At 41.8% G+C, this 18,633-nt stretch carries 17 protein-coding genes and 2 pseudogenes; 12 read left to right on the forward strand and 7 right to left on the reverse strand.

Annotation, left to right across the window (positions count from 1 at the left end; all coding sequences use genetic code 11):
• The 12 genes and pseudogenes from BACCELL_RS18105 to BACCELL_RS26130 form a co-directional block, all read left to right on the forward strand.
• Positions 1 to 653 (forward strand): annotated as a pseudogene (locus BACCELL_RS18105) (glycosyltransferase family 1 protein); the annotation flags it as partial.
• Positions 654 to 657: 4 nt separating this feature from the next.
• Positions 658 to 2,112 carry a lipopolysaccharide biosynthesis protein gene (locus BACCELL_RS18110; RefSeq protein WP_007213421.1) on the forward strand — a complete coding sequence of 485 codons (1,455 nt, stop codon included), beginning with the start codon at positions 658 to 660 and terminating at the stop codon, positions 2,110 to 2,112.
• Positions 2,109 to 3,041 (forward strand): glycosyltransferase family 2 protein, encoded by a 933-nt coding sequence (locus tag BACCELL_RS18115; protein WP_007213422.1) that lies wholly within the window; start codon positions 2,109 to 2,111, stop codon positions 3,039 to 3,041. The genes BACCELL_RS18110 and BACCELL_RS18115 overlap by 4 nt, the downstream gene beginning before the upstream one ends.
• Positions 3,001 to 4,089, forward strand: coding sequence for a glycosyltransferase (locus tag BACCELL_RS18120; protein ID WP_044154113.1), 1,089 nt, complete (start codon positions 3,001 to 3,003; stop codon positions 4,087 to 4,089). Before BACCELL_RS18115 ends, BACCELL_RS18120 begins: the two co-directional genes overlap by 41 nt.
• 4 nt (positions 4,090 to 4,093) lie before the next feature.
• Positions 4,094 to 5,242, forward strand: coding sequence for a glycosyltransferase family 4 protein (locus tag BACCELL_RS18125; protein ID WP_007213424.1), 1,149 nt, complete (start codon positions 4,094 to 4,096; stop codon positions 5,240 to 5,242).
• Positions 5,243 to 5,246: 4 nt separating this feature from the next.
• Positions 5,247 to 6,119: a glycosyltransferase family 2 protein gene (locus BACCELL_RS18130; protein ID WP_007213425.1), complete on the forward strand. Its 873-nt coding sequence runs from the start codon at positions 5,247 to 5,249 to the stop codon at positions 6,117 to 6,119.
• Between the two features lie 647 nt (positions 6,120 to 6,766).
• The gene (locus BACCELL_RS18135) at positions 6,767 to 7,837 is read left to right on the forward strand and encodes a DUF7833 domain-containing protein (protein ID WP_007213427.1); all 1,071 of its coding nucleotides are present in this window, start codon (positions 6,767 to 6,769) and stop codon (positions 7,835 to 7,837) included.
• Positions 7,838 to 7,980: 143 nt separating this feature from the next.
• Positions 7,981 to 9,795, forward strand: a complete 1,815-nt coding sequence (locus BACCELL_RS18140) for a bifunctional DNA primase/helicase (protein WP_007213428.1) — start codon at positions 7,981 to 7,983, stop codon at positions 9,793 to 9,795.
• 65 nt (positions 9,796 to 9,860) lie between these two features.
• Positions 9,861 to 10,106 (forward strand): DUF4248 domain-containing protein, encoded by a 246-nt coding sequence (locus BACCELL_RS18145; RefSeq protein WP_029328815.1) that lies wholly within the window; start codon positions 9,861 to 9,863, stop codon positions 10,104 to 10,106.
• Positions 10,107 to 10,342: 236 nt separating this feature from the next.
• Complete coding sequence (locus BACCELL_RS18155) at positions 10,343 to 10,861, forward strand: HU family DNA-binding protein (protein WP_007213432.1); 519 nt, start codon at positions 10,343 to 10,345, stop codon at positions 10,859 to 10,861.
• A gap of 61 nt (positions 10,862 to 10,922) precedes the next feature.
• Complete coding sequence (locus tag BACCELL_RS26575) at positions 10,923 to 11,018, forward strand: smalltalk protein (RefSeq protein ID WP_149950328.1); 96 nt, start codon at positions 10,923 to 10,925, stop codon at positions 11,016 to 11,018.
• Entirely contained in the window at positions 11,015 to 11,458 is a 444-nt protein-coding gene (locus BACCELL_RS26130) for an N-acetylmuramoyl-L-alanine amidase (RefSeq protein ID WP_081450830.1), read from the forward strand. Before BACCELL_RS26575 ends, BACCELL_RS26130 begins: the two co-directional genes overlap by 4 nt.
• An 86-nt stretch (positions 11,459 to 11,544) precedes the next feature.
• Here BACCELL_RS26130 and BACCELL_RS18165 read toward each other — a convergent pair whose 3' ends face one another.
• The 7 genes and pseudogenes from BACCELL_RS18165 to BACCELL_RS18195 form a co-directional block, all read right to left on the reverse strand.
• Complete coding sequence (locus tag BACCELL_RS18165; RefSeq protein ID WP_044154209.1) at positions 11,545 to 12,714, reverse strand: glycosyltransferase family 2 protein; 1,170 nt, start codon at positions 12,712 to 12,714, stop codon at positions 11,545 to 11,547.
• A gap of 153 nt (positions 12,715 to 12,867) precedes the next feature.
• A complete protein-coding gene (locus tag BACCELL_RS18170; protein ID WP_044154115.1) occupies positions 12,868 to 13,188 on the reverse strand; it encodes a nucleotidyltransferase family protein in 321 nt (106 codons plus the stop codon).
• Entirely contained in the window at positions 13,181 to 13,603 is a 423-nt protein-coding gene (locus BACCELL_RS18175) for a nucleotidyltransferase substrate binding protein (RefSeq protein WP_007213437.1), read from the reverse strand. The genes BACCELL_RS18170 and BACCELL_RS18175 overlap by 8 nt, the downstream gene beginning before the upstream one ends.
• 489 nt (positions 13,604 to 14,092) lie before the next feature.
• Positions 14,093 to 16,012, reverse strand: a complete 1,920-nt coding sequence (locus BACCELL_RS18180; RefSeq protein ID WP_007213438.1) for an LruC domain-containing protein — start codon at positions 16,010 to 16,012, stop codon at positions 14,093 to 14,095.
• Between the two features lie 325 nt (positions 16,013 to 16,337).
• Entirely contained in the window at positions 16,338 to 17,006 is a 669-nt protein-coding gene (locus BACCELL_RS18185) for a bifunctional 4-hydroxy-2-oxoglutarate aldolase/2-dehydro-3-deoxy-phosphogluconate aldolase (RefSeq protein WP_007213439.1), read from the reverse strand.
• A gap of 81 nt (positions 17,007 to 17,087) precedes the next feature.
• Positions 17,088 to 17,456: a four helix bundle protein gene (locus BACCELL_RS18190; RefSeq protein WP_007213440.1), complete on the reverse strand. Its 369-nt coding sequence runs from the start codon at positions 17,454 to 17,456 to the stop codon at positions 17,088 to 17,090.
• A 43-nt stretch (positions 17,457 to 17,499) separates the two neighbouring features.
• Positions 17,500 to 18,524 (reverse strand): annotated as a pseudogene (locus tag BACCELL_RS18195) (PfkB family carbohydrate kinase).
• Between the last annotated feature and the right edge of the window lie 109 nt (positions 18,525 to 18,633).

Consider the following 18,633-nt stretch of genomic DNA (forward strand, 5'->3'; position numbering starts at 1 on the left):
AAATCTTCGGGCAACGTACTATACGTATTTCTAATGGCATAGACTTCAATAGTATCCCGATACGGAAGACAATACACGATATTAGCAAAGAACTTCACCTGATAGGTGTGGCTGAAATACACTTCTGGCATGGCTTCGATCGCTTGATTAAAGGACTTGGAAAATATTACAAAAATCATCCGAAATACAAAGTATATTTCCATCTTGTCGGTAATATGAGCGGCGAAAGAGAACGTCGGGAGATAGAAACCCCTATTCGAGAATACGGAATAGAATCATACGTCATCTGCCATGGTGCAAAACATGGCGAGGCCTTAAATACCCTTTTTGAACAAGCTGATTTTGCTATTGGCAGTTTAGCACGCCACCGTAGTGGCATATATGATATCAAAACTTTGAAGAACCGGGAATATGCAGCACGTGGTTTTGCATTCACTTACTCTGAAACTGATACCGACTTCGACCATATGCCCTATGTATTGAAAACAGTTGCTGACGAAAGTCCCATTGATATATCACAGTTGATAACTTTTTGTCATTCTCAAGCCCTTTCACCACAGGAAATAAGAGATTCTATCCGACATCTATCATGGGAAGAACAGATGAAAAAAATATGTAAAGATAGTAGCTTACAACAAACTTCCTACTCATAGTGTTATGGCAAGTATAAAGCAACAAATTTTTTCAGGAGTTTTCTACACAGCAATAGCTAAATATTCGGGAATATTTATTTCCTTAATAGTTACTGCCGTACTTGCTCGCATGTTATCACCCGATGATTTCGGTGTGGTGGCAGTAGCTACAGTTATTATTAATTTTTTTAACGTTTTCACTAATATAGGCTTCTCATCTGCCATCATCCAAAACAAGGAGTTAACTAAAAGAGATCTTAGTAATATCTATATTTTCACAGTTTGGTTAGGAATTATCTTAGGTGTTCTTTTTTTTCTTTCCTCATGGATAATAGCAAACTATTACCAAAACACCCAGCTCATCTTTATCTGCCAGTTACTATCAGTCAGCCTATTCTTCTCAGCCGCCGCTATGGTTCCTAACACACTCTTCTATAGGGACAAAGATTTCAAATTCATTGCCTATCGTACTTTCTTCATACAAATCACAGTAGGAATGTTGTCAGTAGCTGTTGCCCTGTGCGGGGGAGGTCTCTATGCGCTGACTATCCAGCCCATCTTGTCGAGCCTACTCCTCTACCTGATATCGCTAAAAAAATACCCTCAAAAGTTCCGTTTCACTTCTGGTATAGTAAGCGTAAAAAAAATATGGAATTATTCTGTATACCAATTTCTTTTTAATATAGTCAATTACTTCACCCGTAATCTTGACAAACTACTAATAGGTAAGTATATGGGCATGAGTCCGCTTGGTTATTATGAAAAATCTTATCGATTGATGATGCTCCCTTTACAAAACATCACCTTTGTCATTACCCCTGTAATGCACCCTGTTTTGAGTGACTATCAAAATGACATGGGCAAATTGGGGAATGCTCACGAACGTATTGTCCGCCTATTGGCTTTCATTGGCTTTCCCCTTAGCATATTGCTATACTTTTGTTCCGATGAATTAATTTTACTTTTTTTCGGAAATCAATGGTTGCCATCTATTCCTGTATTTAGAATATTATCGCTCACAGTAGGTATTCAACTCATTCTTTCCTCTTCAGGCTCCTTCTATCAGGCAGGAAATGACACCCGAGGCATGTTCATTTGCGGAGTCTTTTCTGCTACAGCAAGTGTAGTCAGCATCCTCATCGGTATCTTTTATTTCCGTTCATTAGAAGCCACAGCCTGGTCTATTCTCATTTCTTTCCTTTTGGGCTTCGTGCAATGTTATTGGCAGTTATATCGAAAGATGTTACACCGCAGTCTTCGTCTTTATTATTATCAACTTTTATCTCCTATTATATTAAGCTGCATTATAGGCACTGCTTTATATTTTGTAACACCTTATATTAAAGAGGATACTATAATTTTATCTTTAATTATTAAAACTCTTATCTGTCTAGTTTTATGGACAATTTATATACAGTATTCCAAAGAATATAATATATTTGCAAAAGTCAAAAGCATCTTAAATAAAAGGAAAAAATGAGTGATAATATTCTAGTAATTCCGAAAGTATCTATTATTATACCCATATACAATACTGCACCTTTTCTACGTGAAACGTTAGATAGTATTTGTAATCAAAGTTTAAAAGAGTTGGATATTATCCTCATCAATGACGGCTCTACCGATGAAAGTCCTGATATCATAGAAGAGTATGCTCTAAGAGACCATAGAATAAGATATATGACTCAACCTAATCAAGGGCAAAGCGTTGCACGCAACAATGGCTTACAACTTGCAACTGGAAAATACATTTATTTCATGGATAGCGATGACAAATTAGATACAGACGCCTTGAAAGAATGCTACAATATATGTGAAAAGGATAAACTTGATTTTGTATTTTTTGATGCGACTGTTATCTCAGCCCCAGATACTTCAAATACTTTCACCTATTGCAGAAAAGGGATCATTAATGAAAATAAATTATGGAATGGAATGGAACTTTTTAACTATGAATTAGAACACAATATATTTATAGTTTCCCCATGCCTATGTTTCACTAGCCATCCATTCCTCAAAAGTTGTTTCAGTGGTTTTCCCCCTGGAATTATTCACGAAGACCATGCATTTGCTGTGCAAATCAGACTGAATGCCCAACGTATTCGTTATATTTCTCAACCATATTTTAAACGTAGAGTGCGTGCTAATTCAACAATGACCAATGATTTCAGTATGCGTAATATTGACGGTTATACCACGGTATGCGCTCGAATACACAATTGGGCGCAACTAAACGATGGGTGGAGATCTGTTATTAATTTATATTTAACAAAAACATATAATTCAGTTATTTGGTTAGGACACAGAATGACTCTGCTTGAGAAGATAGAAACCGCATGCCGTTTCCGACGTATGAATATCTCCCAATATGTTACATATAAAAATTGGATTGTATTTTGGTTTAAATAAAAATAGAGATTTAAAGATGAGTAAATACTATATAAAATTTGGGATTTCAGCAAATCCCAATGCAGGTTCCAAAGCAATGAAAGACATTATGGCTTTGTTAGATTCAAAAGGCTATAAAGCTGTTTTGGCTTTACCTACGAGGACAAATAAAATTATTAAATTAATAGATATCCCAATTCTGTTGTTTACCTTATGTTTCAGGGTTGGTAGAAACGGAACAGTTCTCTATTTTGTACCAAGTAATTTTCAACGCATAAAGCTTCTAAAGTTTTTCAATAGAATCATCCGGTTCAAGCTAATTTGTTTTATTAATGATATTGAATCCATGCGAATGGAAAAAAGCAAAGAATATGCTCATGCTGAGATGAACAGTATTGCAGTTGCTGACATCATATTGGCACCTAATGATAACTCAATTCAGATTTTACAGAATAAGTACCATTTCACTAATCATTTAGTTTCTATAGGAATTTGGGATTACTTAAATAACTTTGAACCTATCGCTTCTGAGCATACTACTAATATGGTTTTTAACGAGAAATCTGTAGCATTCGCTGGAAACTTAAATAAGGCTCCTTTTATTAATGAATTATCTTCCGTCAATTTAAATTTTAAAATTTGGGGAAGCAATACTGAAGAAAAAAAAGATAGAAACATAGAATTTATGGGGAAAAAAGCTCCTGACGAACTAATTGAAAATATATCCCAATGCACATGGGGACTTGTTTGGGATGGCATTTCTATCAATACTTGTTGCGGTCTTTTAGGCACCTATTTGCGGTTTAATAATTCACATAAATGTGGGCTGTATTTAGCAGCAAGAGTTCCTGTTATCGTTTGGGAAGAAAGTGGCATGGCATCATTTGTAAATAAATACAAAGTTGGAATATGCGTATCCTCCTTGCACGATGCTGCCGATATCATTAACTGTATGGACCAAAAGGTTTATAATATATATAAAAAGAATGCACAATCTATTGGTCAGTTGATTAGTGAAGGGAAATTTTTCTTAGAGGCACTAGAAAAAGCGGAAAAAATTACAAATTAAACAAATGGAACAAAAAAAGAACATTACATTGCTTTGGAGGAAACTTAACTCTTTAGAGTTCGGTAAAGATGTTGTATTAGTACCTTATTATTTGGGGCAAGCTTTAGGATACCAAGTAGAAATCTGTTGTGGCTATTCCGAAGAAATTGCAACACAAATTTCCAAAAGACAGAAAAAGGATTTGCACTTTGTAAGAAGACCATTAGGATATAAACCACTCCAGCGAATTCCCATTTATGTAAAGTACTTGTGGCAAAATGCTTCACGCATCAACCTATTGATGTGTTTCCACTGGCGATTAGAAACTTTCGTAAACATCCTACTTTATAAAATTTTAAACAGAGATGGGCTTATTTATGTAAAATTAGATACAGAATCAGGTAAAGAATGGGATTTGTCCAGATGTTCTTTTATAGGTAGAACTATACGAAAAATAATATATAACAGTTGCCTAAGTAAAGTAAATGTAATTTCATGTGAAACGTCACAACCTTATAATTCTCTATGCCATAATAAGTACTTTGGAGACCAACTGAGAAAAAAACTTGTATTGATGCCCAATGCATTTGATGAAGCACATCTAAACATATTAGGAATTAAGGAGCGAATGTACGATGAAAAAGAAAACCTAATGATTACCGTAGGACGGTTGGGAACTTCACAGAAAAATACAGAAATGCTTTTAAAAGCATTAGAAGATGTAGATTTAAAAGAATGGAAATTTTGCTTTATAGGTCCTATTGAAAATGATTTCAATAGCATTATAGAACAATTTTACAAAAATTATCCTTCCAAAAGAAAACAAATTATCTTTAAAGGAAAAATCGACAATAAAAAAGAATTATGGGAATGGTATAACAAAGCTAAAATATTTGTGTCCACCTCACGTAGAGAAAGTTACGGGCTGGTACTGAATGAAGCGAAACGATTTAGAAATTACATAATCAGTACACGTACCGGTGCTGCTGAAGACCTAATAGAGCAAGAAAAATACGGTTATTTTATAGAGCAGGAAGACAATATCGGTTTAAGCAATATTCTTTCCCAAATAGTAAACAAGCAAATCAATATTGATGTATATCATAACTATGATAGCCAAAAACTATCATATCAAAATATGATTGAAGTACTTTTAAAGTTTTTACATAACTAATATTATGGTCTCCATCATCACCGTCAACTACAACGGCCTTGCCGACACCTGCGAAATGATCGCCTCATTCCGCAAGCACGAAACCCACCCCTATGAAATCATTGTAGTGGACAACGGCTCCCGCATGCCCGAAGCCGATGAAATCAAGCTGCGCCACCCCGAAGTAAAAGTCGTACAAAATACCAATACCGGGTTTGCCGGAGGCAACAACGCCGGACTGACAGTAGCTGAAGGCAACTATCTGTTTTTCCTCAATAATGACACGATTATCAAAGAACCGATACTGGAAACGTTGATCCACCGGCTGGAAGCAGCCCCCCAAAACGGCGGTGTATCGCCCATGCTAAAATACAGCTACGCACCCGACACACTACAATACGCCGGCTTTACCCCATTCTCACGCATCACACTACGCAATGCCGCCATCGGCTTCAACGAAAAAGACCAGCCCAGCTATCGGATAGCATGCGAAACCGCCTCCCTGCATGGCGCCGCCATGATGGTGCGTCGTGACGCCCTGCAACAAGCAGGCACAATGACAGAAATCTACTTTCTGTTTTATGAAGAATTTGACTGGTCGGCACAGCTACACCGGGCCGGGTATAAATTATGGTACGAACCCGAAGCCGTAGTCTACCACAAGGAAAGCATGACTGCCAAGAAAGGAACCCCCTTAAGAGAATTCTATCTCTCACGCGCCCGCATCCTGTACGCCCGTCGAAACATACCGGGCGGCGAAAAGATCCTGTCCTGCCTATACATTTCTCTCATTGCCGCGCCTAAAAAGGCAATGGTATATCTGCTACACGGTAAATTTCGATTGGCAGCGGCCGTTATCCGAGGCACCTTCCGCGGATTTCTTTCATCAAAACAGTAAACACCAATTATATCCCAAAAATTGCCAGACTCCCTCTCCGGGTATTTCTACCTTTGCCGCCATTTATTTTATTAATACAAAAATCATGAAAAAAAACATTTGAGCTATCCGTTACTAACGGAGATCATGTAGAAATCTTCAACGTTCTGATCGAAACAAACCATGTAAAACTGGAATTTATCGTACTGGAGCTTTTCGCCCAAGGCATGAAGGATCTGCTTGAAGGCAAAGGCAATATCAGCGTACGCCTGAAACTAGCGCTGGGACACATTCGCGAGGTCACTCACAGATACAGCCAGGCCCCGGGCAAAAAGAAGCTAAAAAAATGACCGCCAGATGATTGCATGTAATTATCGTAATGCTCTCTTCGGTGTCAGGGCTCCCCCAATTCATAATAAACCTTAATTTTAACAATGAGTAACCATTCATTTCTAATGTACGGTCCAGGCCCACTAAACCTTGTCCGGAAGCTATTCTGACACGGACAAGCAGTGGACAGACCGTACATATAGAATCTTTGGGCTATGCTTACCTTTGACGCCGTCAAGAGAAAACGCTACGAAAAAACGCCGTCGCCGCCACAACAGGCTACTCCGCCTTACGCAACATTTTCCCACAAGTAATTAATCAAATTTAAAGCAATTGTAATGAAAAGAAATTTTTACCTGCAGCACCCGCTCATGGCCATGCACGACCCACGAATGCAAGATCTGTTCGACAAGGAAGGCCCCAGAGGAACCGGAGCCTACTGGATCATCATCGAGAAACTCTCCATACTGCCTACCCCCAGAGCAAAACTGGAATATCTGCGCCCTTACTGCAAGAGCAAAAAGATGCCGCTCAGTTACCTGAAGAAAATCATCTCCGAATTCCAACTTTTCAATCTTGAAGAAGACGGCTTTTTCAGCCCCGAAGAACTGAATCCGGTGAAGAAGCAGGAAAAAGAAACGGCAAAAAATGCTGGAGAAAACGCCGGTTCCGATGCAAAAAATGATGAAATTCGGCAAAAAACGTCAGAGCTGAATCCGGAAAATCAGGTCAAAAATCAAGGTAACACGCTAAAAGACAGCACCGTTGAAGAAATAGTCTGCAAAGTATTTAAAGAGAATATAAAAGATATAATAACAGCAGCAGCAAAAGAAAAAGAAACTACTGCTGATGCTGATAATGATGCCAACAATTCTCCGACTACGCTTACCGTCTGCGACGACTTCGGTCGGCCGCAAGCACCGCTGTATCCCATACGTCCCTGGCGGGAATTGGTGGACGGACTGGTCGAAAAAACGCCCTGGCTCGAAGCAACCTGCATGCACAGCGGCTACGGTGCACTACTGATGCGCCACATCAAGGTGGCTGTGGATTGTTTCAAACAACATGTCGAAGTCTACGACAAATGGCACGACTTGCTGAATGAAAGCGATGCGCGCCGCTATTTCGCAAACTATACCAAAGGCGGACAACGCACTTCGCAAGCCCTGTACGCAACCCTACTGGCACTTGACGCCAAGCAGAAGTCCGCCGCCCCGCCCGATCCCTACCGCTACGAACAGCGCATTGACGGCCGACGCACCTATCTGGGCTGCACTATTCCCGACAATGCCCCTCCCCGACCGGACGCCACCGCTTTCTGGAATGAATCCACACGCTCATGGAGCTCGCAAATGCCACACTTCATGGGGACAAACGCCACAGTTGAACAAGGCAAATGCCACAGCTGAACAAAGCAAATGCCACAGATCACGCTCATCCAAGTGTGGCATTTGCCCCCACGAAGTGTGGCATTCGAGACACTGAAGTGTGGCATTTCCAAACGACTTCACAAATGACTTTCCAAAAATAATTTTCAACAATCCAACAAACAATGAGAAATTTTCATAAGTACGGAATCGACACCCACGGTCGTACCAGCGGCAAAATCAAAACCATCTGTCCGGAGTGCAACGCCACCCGCGGACACAAAGGCAACAAATCGTTCTCCATCGATCTGGACAAGGGCTTATGCTACTGCCATCACTGCGGTCACAAGTTCTACGTGCCCGATGATGCCGAAGAGCGGGAACGGCAACAGTTAAAAGAAAAATACAACCGTACCAGCAAGCTCCCCTCCCACTTCCGCCGCCCCGTCTTCGACGCCGCCAAGGCAAAGCTCAGCGAGAACCTGGAACGATACTGGACACAGGAACGCTGCTTGGCGCAACATCTACTGGCCGAACTGCGCATCACTGAAGAATGCATCATGCTGCCCGAAAGCCACGAACTGGAAAACTGCCTCTGCTTCAACTATTTCGAAAACGGCACGCTCATCAACACCAAGTACCGCAGCGGCCGTAAGCACTTCATGATGGTGAAGGGCGCCGAGCTGATCCCCTACAACATCGACGCCATACTGGACACTCCGGAATGCATCATCACCGAGGGCGAATTCGACGCCGCCGCCTTCATGAGCGCCGGACGAAAGGACGTGATCTCCGTGCCCGCCGGCGCGCAGAACAACCTCACCTGGATGGACCGCTTTGTGGATACACACTTCGAGCCGAAGCAACTCATCTACATCGCCACAGACGAGGACAACTCCGGCCGGCTGCTGCAACGGGAACTCGTGCGGCGCCTCGGAACCGAACGCTGCCGCCTGGTACACTTCGGGCCGGAATGCAAGGATGCCAACGAGCATCTCATCCGCTACGGAGCCGAAAGTCTGCTCATCACCTTGGCGCAGGCCGAAGAAATCCCGCTGGAAGGCGTCTTCACCGCCGAAGACCGCCAAGATGCCTTCCGCACGCTCTTCGAAAACGGCCTTCAACGGGGCGCTGAAACGGGCTGGGACAATCTGGACGAGAACTGCACTTTCGAAACCGGACGTTTCGTGGTAACGAGCGGCTTTCCCGGAGATGGAAAGTCAGAATTCATCGACGAACTCGTCCTGCGCCTCTGCTTGAGGCACGGGTGGAAAATCGGCTACTTCAGTCCCGAAAACATGCCCATGGAATACCATCTGGCCAAGCTCTCCGAAAAGCTGACCGGGCATCCCTTCCGCCCCGGAGCGGGTATGACGGAAACCCTCTACAACCGGGTGGTGCGCTGGCTGACGGACAATGTGACGCACATCTTACCGGACACGGGAAGCTACACCGTGGACTGCATCCTTGAGAAAGCCCGCCAACTGGTACGTCGCCGCGGGATGCGCATCTTTGTCATAGATCCGCTAAACCGCATCGACCAGCAACTGGAACCGGGACAAACGGAACTGCAATACATCACCTCGCTGCTGAACAAGCTGAGCCGATTCGCCCAGCAACACAAGTGCCTCATTATCCTCGTGGCGCATCCGCGCAAGGTGAACCGCAACACCACCAACGGCGAACGGCGGCGTGCAGAGATGAACGACATCAACGGTTCCGCCAACTTCGGTAACATGGCCGACTACTGTCTTATCGTAGATCGCAACGACGATAAGGAAATCGTTACCATCCACATCGACAAAGTCCGGTTCAAGCATTTGGGCAGCGCCCACACCAACGCCAAATTCGTCTACAACCGCATCAACGGACGCTACTGGCCCTGCGAAGAAGCCATTGTGCACGGACCGGACGGTGACAAACCGGGACCGATAAACACGGTATTCGACAATGAAAATTGGCTTGAAAATACTTCGGGACAAGGTTGCTTATTTGATTAATTTTCAGTACATTTACATACAATTAAAAGCATCCAATATAAACAACAAAACATTCATTTTTGAATATGCAAAAAACTGATGATTCCATTTTAGAAGTCTGCTTTGTGATACGCAGCTACGGGAAAGGCGAATTGGCCATGTGCTACATCCGCGGAGTAGCCCAGCAGACAGCCGTCAACCGCTTCAACACGTGGATACGAAAAGCTCCCGGGCTGGAGCAGCGCCTGCAGGAAACAGGACTGAGCCGCACCGACAGGTGCTACACACCTGCCCAAGTACGTTTGATCGTCAATGTTTTAGGGGAGCCTTAGGGCTCCCTTTCCCTTTTTCACACTGTTTCGCACCGTCTGCCCGCATTTCCCAACGTTTATCCTCCAAAAAGCTCTTTTTTCCTCCGCAAACCTCCACGAAACTCTCCGAACCTCCATACACACTGATGGCATGCTCTATCTTTGTTGAACCAAACCGGAAGAAAGGTGTCTTCCTTACTATCGGAAAGGTTATGAAATAATTCACCATTTATTCACTCTAAATTATTTGTAAAATTATGGCAAATGCATTAGTAGTGCGCACACAGCGCCACAAGAAAATCGGAGATAAAACATCTCCCATGGTTTACACTCTGAAACGCAAACCGAAAGACGCGAAAATGTTCGATCTTGAACGTATCGCACAGGACATCGAAGCCCTGGGCGGAATGTCGGCCGAGGACGTGGTACATGTAGGCAAGGCCATCGTGCGTCAGATGCGCCAAACAATGACTGACGGTAACAGTGTCCGCCTGGACGGCTTCGGGATTTTCCACACCACCTTCAAATGCCTTGCCACCGATGCGGCCAAGGATTGTACAGTGAAGAATATCAAACGTGTCAACATCCGCTTCAAGGTGGCCAACACCCTACGACTGGCAAACGACAGCATCGCCACTACAAAAGGTGGACCGAACAACATCGTCTTCGAACTGGTATCGGAAGATGGCAACTCGTCCGGCAACGGCGGCGGTTCCTCTTCCGGTGGCAGCGGAGAAGGCGGAGACGGAGGCCTGGATGAAAATCCGTTGGGATAAAGGTTGCGCAGCCCGCTAATCACTAATCACTAATTCACTAATCACTAATTCACTTATCAATATGAAAAAAACGACTTGGGACAAGATCCTGAAATTAATCATCGCAGTGGCTTCAGCCGTAATAGGCGCTTTTAGCGCAAACGCGATGAATCTGTGAGAAGAATTGATCTAATTGTGATCCATTGCAGCGCCACTCGCGAGGACCGCCCCTTTACCGAGCGCGACCTGGATACCGCTCACCGCCGCCGTGGTTTTGATGGCGCAGGCTATCATTTCTACGTCCGCCGCAACGGCGATATCCGATCCACACGCCCGGTCGAGAGGGTCGGTGCCCACGCGAAGGGCTACAATGCCCATAGCATCGGAATTTGCTATGAGGGCGGCTTGGACTGCCATGGGATAGCAAAGGATACACGGACGGAATGGCAACGGCATTCATTGCGAGTGTTGGTGCGAGTCCTGAAGATGGATTATCCGGAAGCGAGAATTGTAGGGCACCGGGACTTGAGCCCGGATGTGAACGGAAATGGAGAGGTGGAGCCAATGGAATGGACAAAAGAGTGTCCGTGCTTCGATGTAGGAAAAGAGAGGTGGTAACACCTCTCTTTTTCGTTTACCATTTTATCACTTCTATTATTTTCCGATAAAAATTGCCTTCTGACTAAAAAAGCGCGTTTTTTCACTTATTCCACCCCATGCGCCGTATGAATGAACTTCTTATTCGCCTCCTTCAGCCGGAATAAATTAAAAAACATCAGCAGAAATGAGTATGGGACAAAACATATTGCCTTGGCCAAACGCCATTTCCAGAACCGACGGGGAATAGCAATCACCAATGCCAACAACAACAGCCCGAATATCCCCCACCACTTATAAGCCAACGCAGGAAACCATATTGAAAAGCACACCGAAAATATAAAAGTGAATCCTAATAACAACAACCGCGAGAAGGAAGCTTGCTGAAAAAGTTTATCACAAAAATCCCATTTTCGGTCACGAATGGCCGGGATCAAATGATGTACAAATTCACCCAAACTATAATACTGTGCCGACAACCAACGACGGCGTTGCTGATAAAAATTCTTCGTTTTCTGTATCTTCTCGTCCAGCACATACGTATCGGGCAAATAGTGAAAAAATACGCGATGGAAAAGCAGCTTCATCTCCAATACCCGATCAAAACCTCCAACCGAAGTATTACTCATCATAGCTTTATAAAATAAAGGGTACTCAAATGCCATACCGGAACCTATCAAAGCAGCTGACATCCCCAGATTCACATGTCCAAGACGAAATATGGAATTATTTATCTCCTCACTAATTGCATCCAAATAAGCCATATTTGTATTTAAATTCTTTGCGATCCGATGCGTCTGTACCACCTGTACTTCCGGATTGCCAAAAGCATTATTCAACTCTACGAGATAGGACGAATTTATGACATTATCAGCGTCTATTATTAACGCTACATCATAGGAGTCCTTATCCAAATACTCAAGAGCAGCCTTCAGCGATTTCGTATTCGTGCTCTTTTCAAAATCCACCTGAAGCAGCTTGATTGGCAACGCACGAAGTTTATTGTTTGTAGAAGGCTGCATGTGATCTGAAATCACTACTACGTCATATTTATCACTTGGATAATCCTGTGCCAGGCAAGCCTGCACTGTATCCATGATAACGACATCCTCCTTATATGCTGCTATTAATAGCGCAAATCGCTTATACTCTTTCGCAAGAACCGGCTTATCGGGTTTCCGTCGAAGTGACGCCAAACTATAAACCAGTAAATACAGTATGTTTATCGCAAACAATACGTATAGAATCCAATCAAATATAAGCAGTACCTGTTCCAAAATTAATATTTTATGTAGATAATGCCACAAATATACAAAGAATGACTGAAAAAATCATCACTTCTTAAAAAAAATAAAATGTCCCATTTTTCATGACGGAACATAAAAAACGTGCAGGCTCTCATGCGACATACATATCGTCTGATTTCATATTCATGGCACTGAATAAATGCAAACTCCAATTCTGTCAATATGCTCTTTCAATGCCAAATTTTTGATATGTCCATAAACCACTATATCTACAAAATAAGGCAGAACTGTTTCATCGAAAGCGACAAGCAATGCCGACAGCACATCTTTTGAAATGGTTCCTTTTACAGCAATGTCAATATCTGATCCCCGATTATAATTGCCCTTGGCGCGAGAACCGAACAAAACAGCTTCTTGCACCTCTGAAAAACGAGAAAGAACATCAATGATTCGCTTCCCGTTTATTTCACTCAATCCATATTGTTGCCACAGAATCTTATTCATCTGCTTTTTCTTTAAAAGAAACATAGAAGTCTTGAAGCAGAAAAAAATAACGCTCAAAGATATCATTCAGTACCCGAATAATAATTTCATCATCATAAATATGAGTGGTCAGATTACGGTCGGCCAATGCCTGCAACCAATCTTCGCCATTCATGATATATCCACTCTGGAAGCCTTGGCGAATCGTTTCACGGGGGGAACGCACCTCAAAACCTTCTAACGTAAGATAATCCTTCAATGTTTTCCATGCCAGTTCAAATGTGTACTCATAGGTCTGAACGAGCCCGGATTGCAACAAATCATCATCAGGAGCGGATTTTACAACTTCTATGGCACGAGATAAACGTTTGAATCCCTTCTCGTAATTCTGAAAACGCTGTTTCCAACGTATATCTTGACTGCTTATTTCTTCCATACTTGCCTATCTTTGCTTTAAAGTATTCATTTGAATACAATTGCAACAAAGATACGAAAAAGAAATAAAAACCGAACAAAAGTTATAGAAAGAGAAGTATATAACAAAAAAAACGAGTAAGCTCTCACGAACCTCTCGCCTCTGTAAGAAAAGCCATAGAGGCTTTTCTTTTAAACTGCATCATTGTTACCTAAAAATCAATCTTCTCTTTACCCAAAAATAAAACTTCTAATTACCTATAAAAACAAACTTTCTTTACCTTCTATACCTAATTACCTAATTTCTAAATCCAAATTTTAGCCTATGAAAAAAACTATTAACGAATCTTTTTACCTAACTAATCCTTTATTGAAAACTAAAAAACTAATTTATTTAAAAGTCAAAATCATGAGCAGTTTCACAACTGCGATACAAAGATAAGAAGATTTTCCGTGTGCGCAAACAGCAACACAAAAAATCTTCTTATTTATAACTTATTTTCGGATATATTTAATTCTTCTTATACCAATCACTGTTTGACGCACCGTGAGATCTCACCCAATCTTTAAATCCCGGATAAGTATCGTATATCTTAACGGTTTCCGCAGGAATGTTAAAATCATGTGTAGGTAAATTGATTCCGTATGGCATAAGGAGTTCTATATCATCCTGATATCGAGATATATAATAAATTCCTGATGAAATATTGGATTGATCATCAGCCGTATTAAATAGTTCCATATTTGCCTTGTCAGTGGGCGGATAGTTGACTAAATGCACCTCAACCTCTCTACTTCTCGCAAAAATAAACGGATTGTAAGGAGGTTGCACCTGGGCCTGATCCACATCCGCCAATTCAAGAGTAACTGTAAATGTCTGATTCAAGACAGTTCTGAGATTGTCAAACAAAATAATTGTGGGATAAGATTGACCAGTTTCAACCCTCCAGCCTTCAGGACCTGACACATCAACGCTTCTTACCCTATCCGGTAACACTTTATGCAGTTGATAACCAAAACCACAAACATATGAGGCTCCATTATGAACAGGAGTAAATTCATCAACAATCTTATAAACTTTATTCGTCAACACATTCCGATAAAGAGTAGACTGATATTTCACGACCATATCATTCATATCGTAATCTCCGCGTGAAGGCCATAAATCCTCATAAGCAAGAGTTCCCTTATATGTCACTGTATTATCCAAATCGCTAGGAGGACCCACAGGAGGCAATTCCGGTCCATCCGTATCTATAGCTCCCGATTCAGCAACTTTCAGATAGAACACAGCATCACAATAGTCATAGTCTTTATTATCCTCAAAACCAATAGCCACAATCTGGTCAGAACTTTTCTCACGCAATGCTACCACACGCTGAGCATTATCCGAATTCATTGAACTATAAGAGTAACGAATTCCCATACCATTCACAATATTCCCCTTATTAAAGCCCATCGCCTGCAAACACCATCCAACAGTAACACCTGCCGGAAACTTATCTTCAAATTTTTGTTCTGCTTCATTCCAGTATTTAAGTTTCACTTCGTGACCACAAAGCAATGAACCATTACCATTATCAGACATTTTAGTAATAGGAGACGCATTAGGGAATGCCAATACCTTCTGAATAGAAGCTTCTGTAGGAATAGTTCCCGTGGTATAAGTAAAGAATCCTACTGTATTATTAAACTGGGCTCCACTTGTGACGAATACAAGGCTTAATTCCGTAGCTTTAGTGATTTTGATTTCAGAAGTGGTATTATTATTTAGCCATTCCGGATGCAACTCCGTAATTTTCTTACCATTAATTTTACTGTATGTGTCCTTTATACTATATAAAATATCAGCAGACGGCATACTCAAACCATCTTCCATATTATTAGGATAACCACGGCCATCCCAATCAACTCCGGGCATTAACTTCCAGCTATCCAAATAAGTATATCCTCCGGATGTTGTTCCTCTTGTCTTAGTGCTTAATGAGGCAACATATTCTGCCTGATTGAAGTTTATTTCACCACCGGCAGAAACTGTCAACTTAACCGGAGAAACCGTTCCTAAATAGTCCGTATAAAGCCATACCTCCGTAATAGCCGTAGGAATCTGTATAGTACCCGAATATTTACCTTTTTTATCGGTAGAAGCAGAATAGACAGGAGCCAGTGTCTCATCTTTCACCCATGAATCTCCAACTTCCTTCAGAGGATTCTGATCATAGAGTCCGAAAATGACATAATAGTCATTCGTAAATCCATAATCTACATTTACCTTTACCTGTTTAACCATACTGAAGTCGAAAACTTCTGTCGGATTAAGAGGCGTGTTCTTGTGTTCTCCCTGATACACATCTTTGTCAGCACAACTACTCAACGAGAATGCGCCAATGAGAGCTCCAAGAGCCACTCGTTTCATTTTTTTCCTATCCATAATGCTCAATTTGTTTGTTTTGCAATTCTATGAAAACTGAATCGGTTACAAAGATAGGGATAAATACCAATATTTACAACTTTATATCAATTAAAATAATAGAATACACAAGTTGTTAGGAAATTCATAGATCAAAATATACAAGTTTATAAGAAACCGGAGAAGATTAACTCAGAATTCATCAAAAAAGAAACCGAAAACTAACAAATCCCAAGATTATTACCTCAAAAAATAATTCGCATAAAAAAACAAACCACTGGAGTGGCACGATCTGCCAACTCCAATGGTTGTCCCCTTTAAACACCTTTAAACAAAATGAAATATCTTATTTTCTAGCTTCTGCGATATAAGCCAGAGCTTCTTTACATTTTTCTGTTACATAAGTCCAGTCTTCCGCAGCAACTTTATCATTCGGGAAGAGTTTAGATCCCATACCTACACAGAACACACCGGCTTTGATCCAAGAAGTCAGGTTTTCCTGAGTAGGTTCTACCCCACCGGTCACCATCAGCTTAGACCATGGCATCGGAGCCAACAAGCCTTTTACCAGTTTTGCACCGAGCACATCACCCGGGAAGATCTTGCAAAGATCGCATCCTGCCTCTTGTGCGAAGCCCACTTCTGAAACGCTTCCGCATCCCGGAGTATAAGCAACCAGGCGACGGTTACAAATCTTAGCGATTTCAGGGTTGAACAACGGACCTACAACGAAATTAGCACCCAATTGCAAGTAAAGGGCAGCCGTAGCCGGATCAACGATAGAACCTACGCCCATAGCCATCTCCGGACATTCTTTCGCTGCAAATTTCACAACTTCTGCAAACACTTCGTGAGCAAAGTCACCACGGTTAGTAAATTCGAAGGCACGAACACCACCTTCATAACACGCTTTCACTACTTTTTTTGCAACTTCTGCATCTTTATGATAGAAGACGGGCACCATTCCGGTAGAACCGATCTTATTCAATACTGCTATTTTATCAAACTTAGCCATCTTATGATTTACAATTTACAATGTACAATGTACAATGTACAATTTAACCATGCGGACATTATACAGAGACATCTGTTATTATTACTTTATTTCTATATTCTGCTTATTGCGCATAGTGATTATAGACTTTACAATTATGCTAACCAGTTCCTTATTTTCATGATGCAAATCTTGCAGCAATTCGGGTTTCACAAGTTCAAGTTCCATTATCAACTCCAACCAATATGCAGTTTCATCAAGTTCTTCTTCTACCATTTTCAATTTATTCAGAAAATCCTTATCAGACTTTCCAATGCAAGCGGCTCTATAGTTTGCTCCGGGAGAAGTTCCTGAACGAACTACTTGGTTTCCGATAGCTCTTCCTGCCGGAGTATTAGGAAGTTTATCTACCAACTTTATAACTCGTACCGCAAATACCTTTAAGCGGTTTTTCATCTCCTCTCTCGTCATTTGCCGCTATTTGTACATTGTAAATGGTAAATTGTACATGAATTTATCTCTGTACACGTCCGCTTGCATCTCCACCTGCCAATGCTTCAACTTCTTCTACCGATACCAGATTGAAGTCTCCATTGATAGTATGCTTCAAAGCAGAAGCAGCTACGGCAAATTCAAGAGCCGCACCCTGGTTAGGCTTCGTCAGCAGACCGTGGATGATACCACCGGAAAAAGAATCACCACCACCTACACGGTCGACGATCGGATTGATATCGTAACGTTTAGATTCGTAGAATTCTTCACCGTTATAAATCATTGCCTTCCAGCCATTATGACTTGCAGAGAATGATTCACGCAAAGTAGAAATAACATATTTGAATCCGAATTCTTTAGCCATTGCCTTGAAGATGCCCTTGTAGCCTTCAGCATCAGTCTTTCCACCTTCTACATCAGCGTCGGGTTTGAAGCCCAGACAAAGCTCTGCATCTTCTTCGTTACCGATACAAACATCAACAAACTGCATCAACGGCTTCATGATGGATTGTGCTTTTTCTTTCGTCCAGAGTTTCTTACGGAAGTTGAGGTCAACCGATACCGTAACGCCATGACGTTTTGCAGCTTCGCAAGCCAATTTTGTCAGCTCGGCAGCCTTATCGGAGATAGCGGGAGTGATACCGGACCAGTGGAACCAATCGGCACCTTCCATGATTGCATCAAAATCGAAGTCAGCTGCATCTGCTTCAGCAATGGCAGAATGTGCACGGTCATAGATTACTTTGCTGGGACGCATAGAAGCACCTGTTTCAAGATAGTAGATACCTACGCGGTCGCCACCACGGGCAATGAAATCTGTTTTACACCATATTTGCGCAGTGCGTTCACAGCTGATTGACCGATTTCGTGTTTCGGCAATTTAGTCACAAAGTAAGCGTCATGTCCATAGTTGGCACAGCTGACAGCTACATTTGCTTCACCACCACCATATACTACGTCAAATGAATCAGACTGAACAAAACGGGTATTTCCCGGAGTGGACAATCTCAACATGATCTCGCCTAATGTAACGACTTTCTTTCCCATAATCTTATTATTTTTTTAATATGTGATTAATTTATAACTTTCAATTTGTCATTTTAAGGTTAAAAAACCACCTTAACAACTTGATACTATGGAGAGTAAACTAAAATAA

Source organism: Bacteroides cellulosilyticus DSM 14838 (genome assembly GCF_000158035.1).
In the GTDB taxonomy this organism is placed as follows: domain Bacteria; phylum Bacteroidota; class Bacteroidia; order Bacteroidales; family Bacteroidaceae; genus Bacteroides; species Bacteroides cellulosilyticus.

Bases quoted from the DNA above. Each gene is read 5' to 3' on its own strand.
- BACCELL_RS18110 (WP_007213421.1), top strand. From the start codon at position 658: ATGGCAAGTATAAAGCAACAAATTTTTTCAGGAGTTTTCTACACAGCA.
- BACCELL_RS18115 (WP_007213422.1), top strand. From the start codon at position 2,109: ATGAGTGATAATATTCTAGTAATTCCGAAAGTATCTATTATTATACCC.
- BACCELL_RS18120 (WP_044154113.1), top strand. From the start codon at position 3,001: ATGTTACATATAAAAATTGGATTGTATTTTGGTTTAAATAAAAATAGA.
- BACCELL_RS18125 (WP_007213424.1), top strand. From the start codon at position 4,094: ATGGAACAAAAAAAGAACATTACATTGCTTTGGAGGAAACTTAACTCT.
- BACCELL_RS18130 (WP_007213425.1), top strand. From the start codon at position 5,247: ATGGTCTCCATCATCACCGTCAACTACAACGGCCTTGCCGACACCTGC.
- BACCELL_RS18135 (WP_007213427.1), top strand. From the start codon at position 6,767: ATGAAAAGAAATTTTTACCTGCAGCACCCGCTCATGGCCATGCACGAC.
- BACCELL_RS18140 (WP_007213428.1), top strand. From the start codon at position 7,981: ATGAGAAATTTTCATAAGTACGGAATCGACACCCACGGTCGTACCAGC.
- BACCELL_RS18145 (WP_029328815.1), top strand. From the start codon at position 9,861: ATGCAAAAAACTGATGATTCCATTTTAGAAGTCTGCTTTGTGATACGC.
- BACCELL_RS18155 (WP_007213432.1), top strand. From the start codon at position 10,343: ATGGCAAATGCATTAGTAGTGCGCACACAGCGCCACAAGAAAATCGGA.
- BACCELL_RS26575 (WP_149950328.1), top strand. From the start codon at position 10,923: ATGAAAAAAACGACTTGGGACAAGATCCTGAAATTAATCATCGCAGTG.
- BACCELL_RS18170 (WP_044154115.1), bottom strand. From the start codon at position 13,188: ATGAATAAGATTCTGTGGCAACAATATGGATTGAGTGAAATAAACGGG.
- BACCELL_RS18175 (WP_007213437.1), bottom strand. From the start codon at position 13,603: ATGGAAGAAATAAGCAGTCAAGATATACGTTGGAAACAGCGTTTTCAG.
- BACCELL_RS18180 (WP_007213438.1), bottom strand. From the start codon at position 16,012: ATGGATAGGAAAAAAATGAAACGAGTGGCTCTTGGAGCTCTCATTGGC.
- BACCELL_RS18185 (WP_007213439.1), bottom strand. From the start codon at position 17,006: ATGGCTAAGTTTGATAAAATAGCAGTATTGAATAAGATCGGTTCTACC.
- BACCELL_RS18190 (WP_007213440.1), bottom strand. From the start codon at position 17,456: ATGACGAGAGAGGAGATGAAAAACCGCTTAAAGGTATTTGCGGTACGA.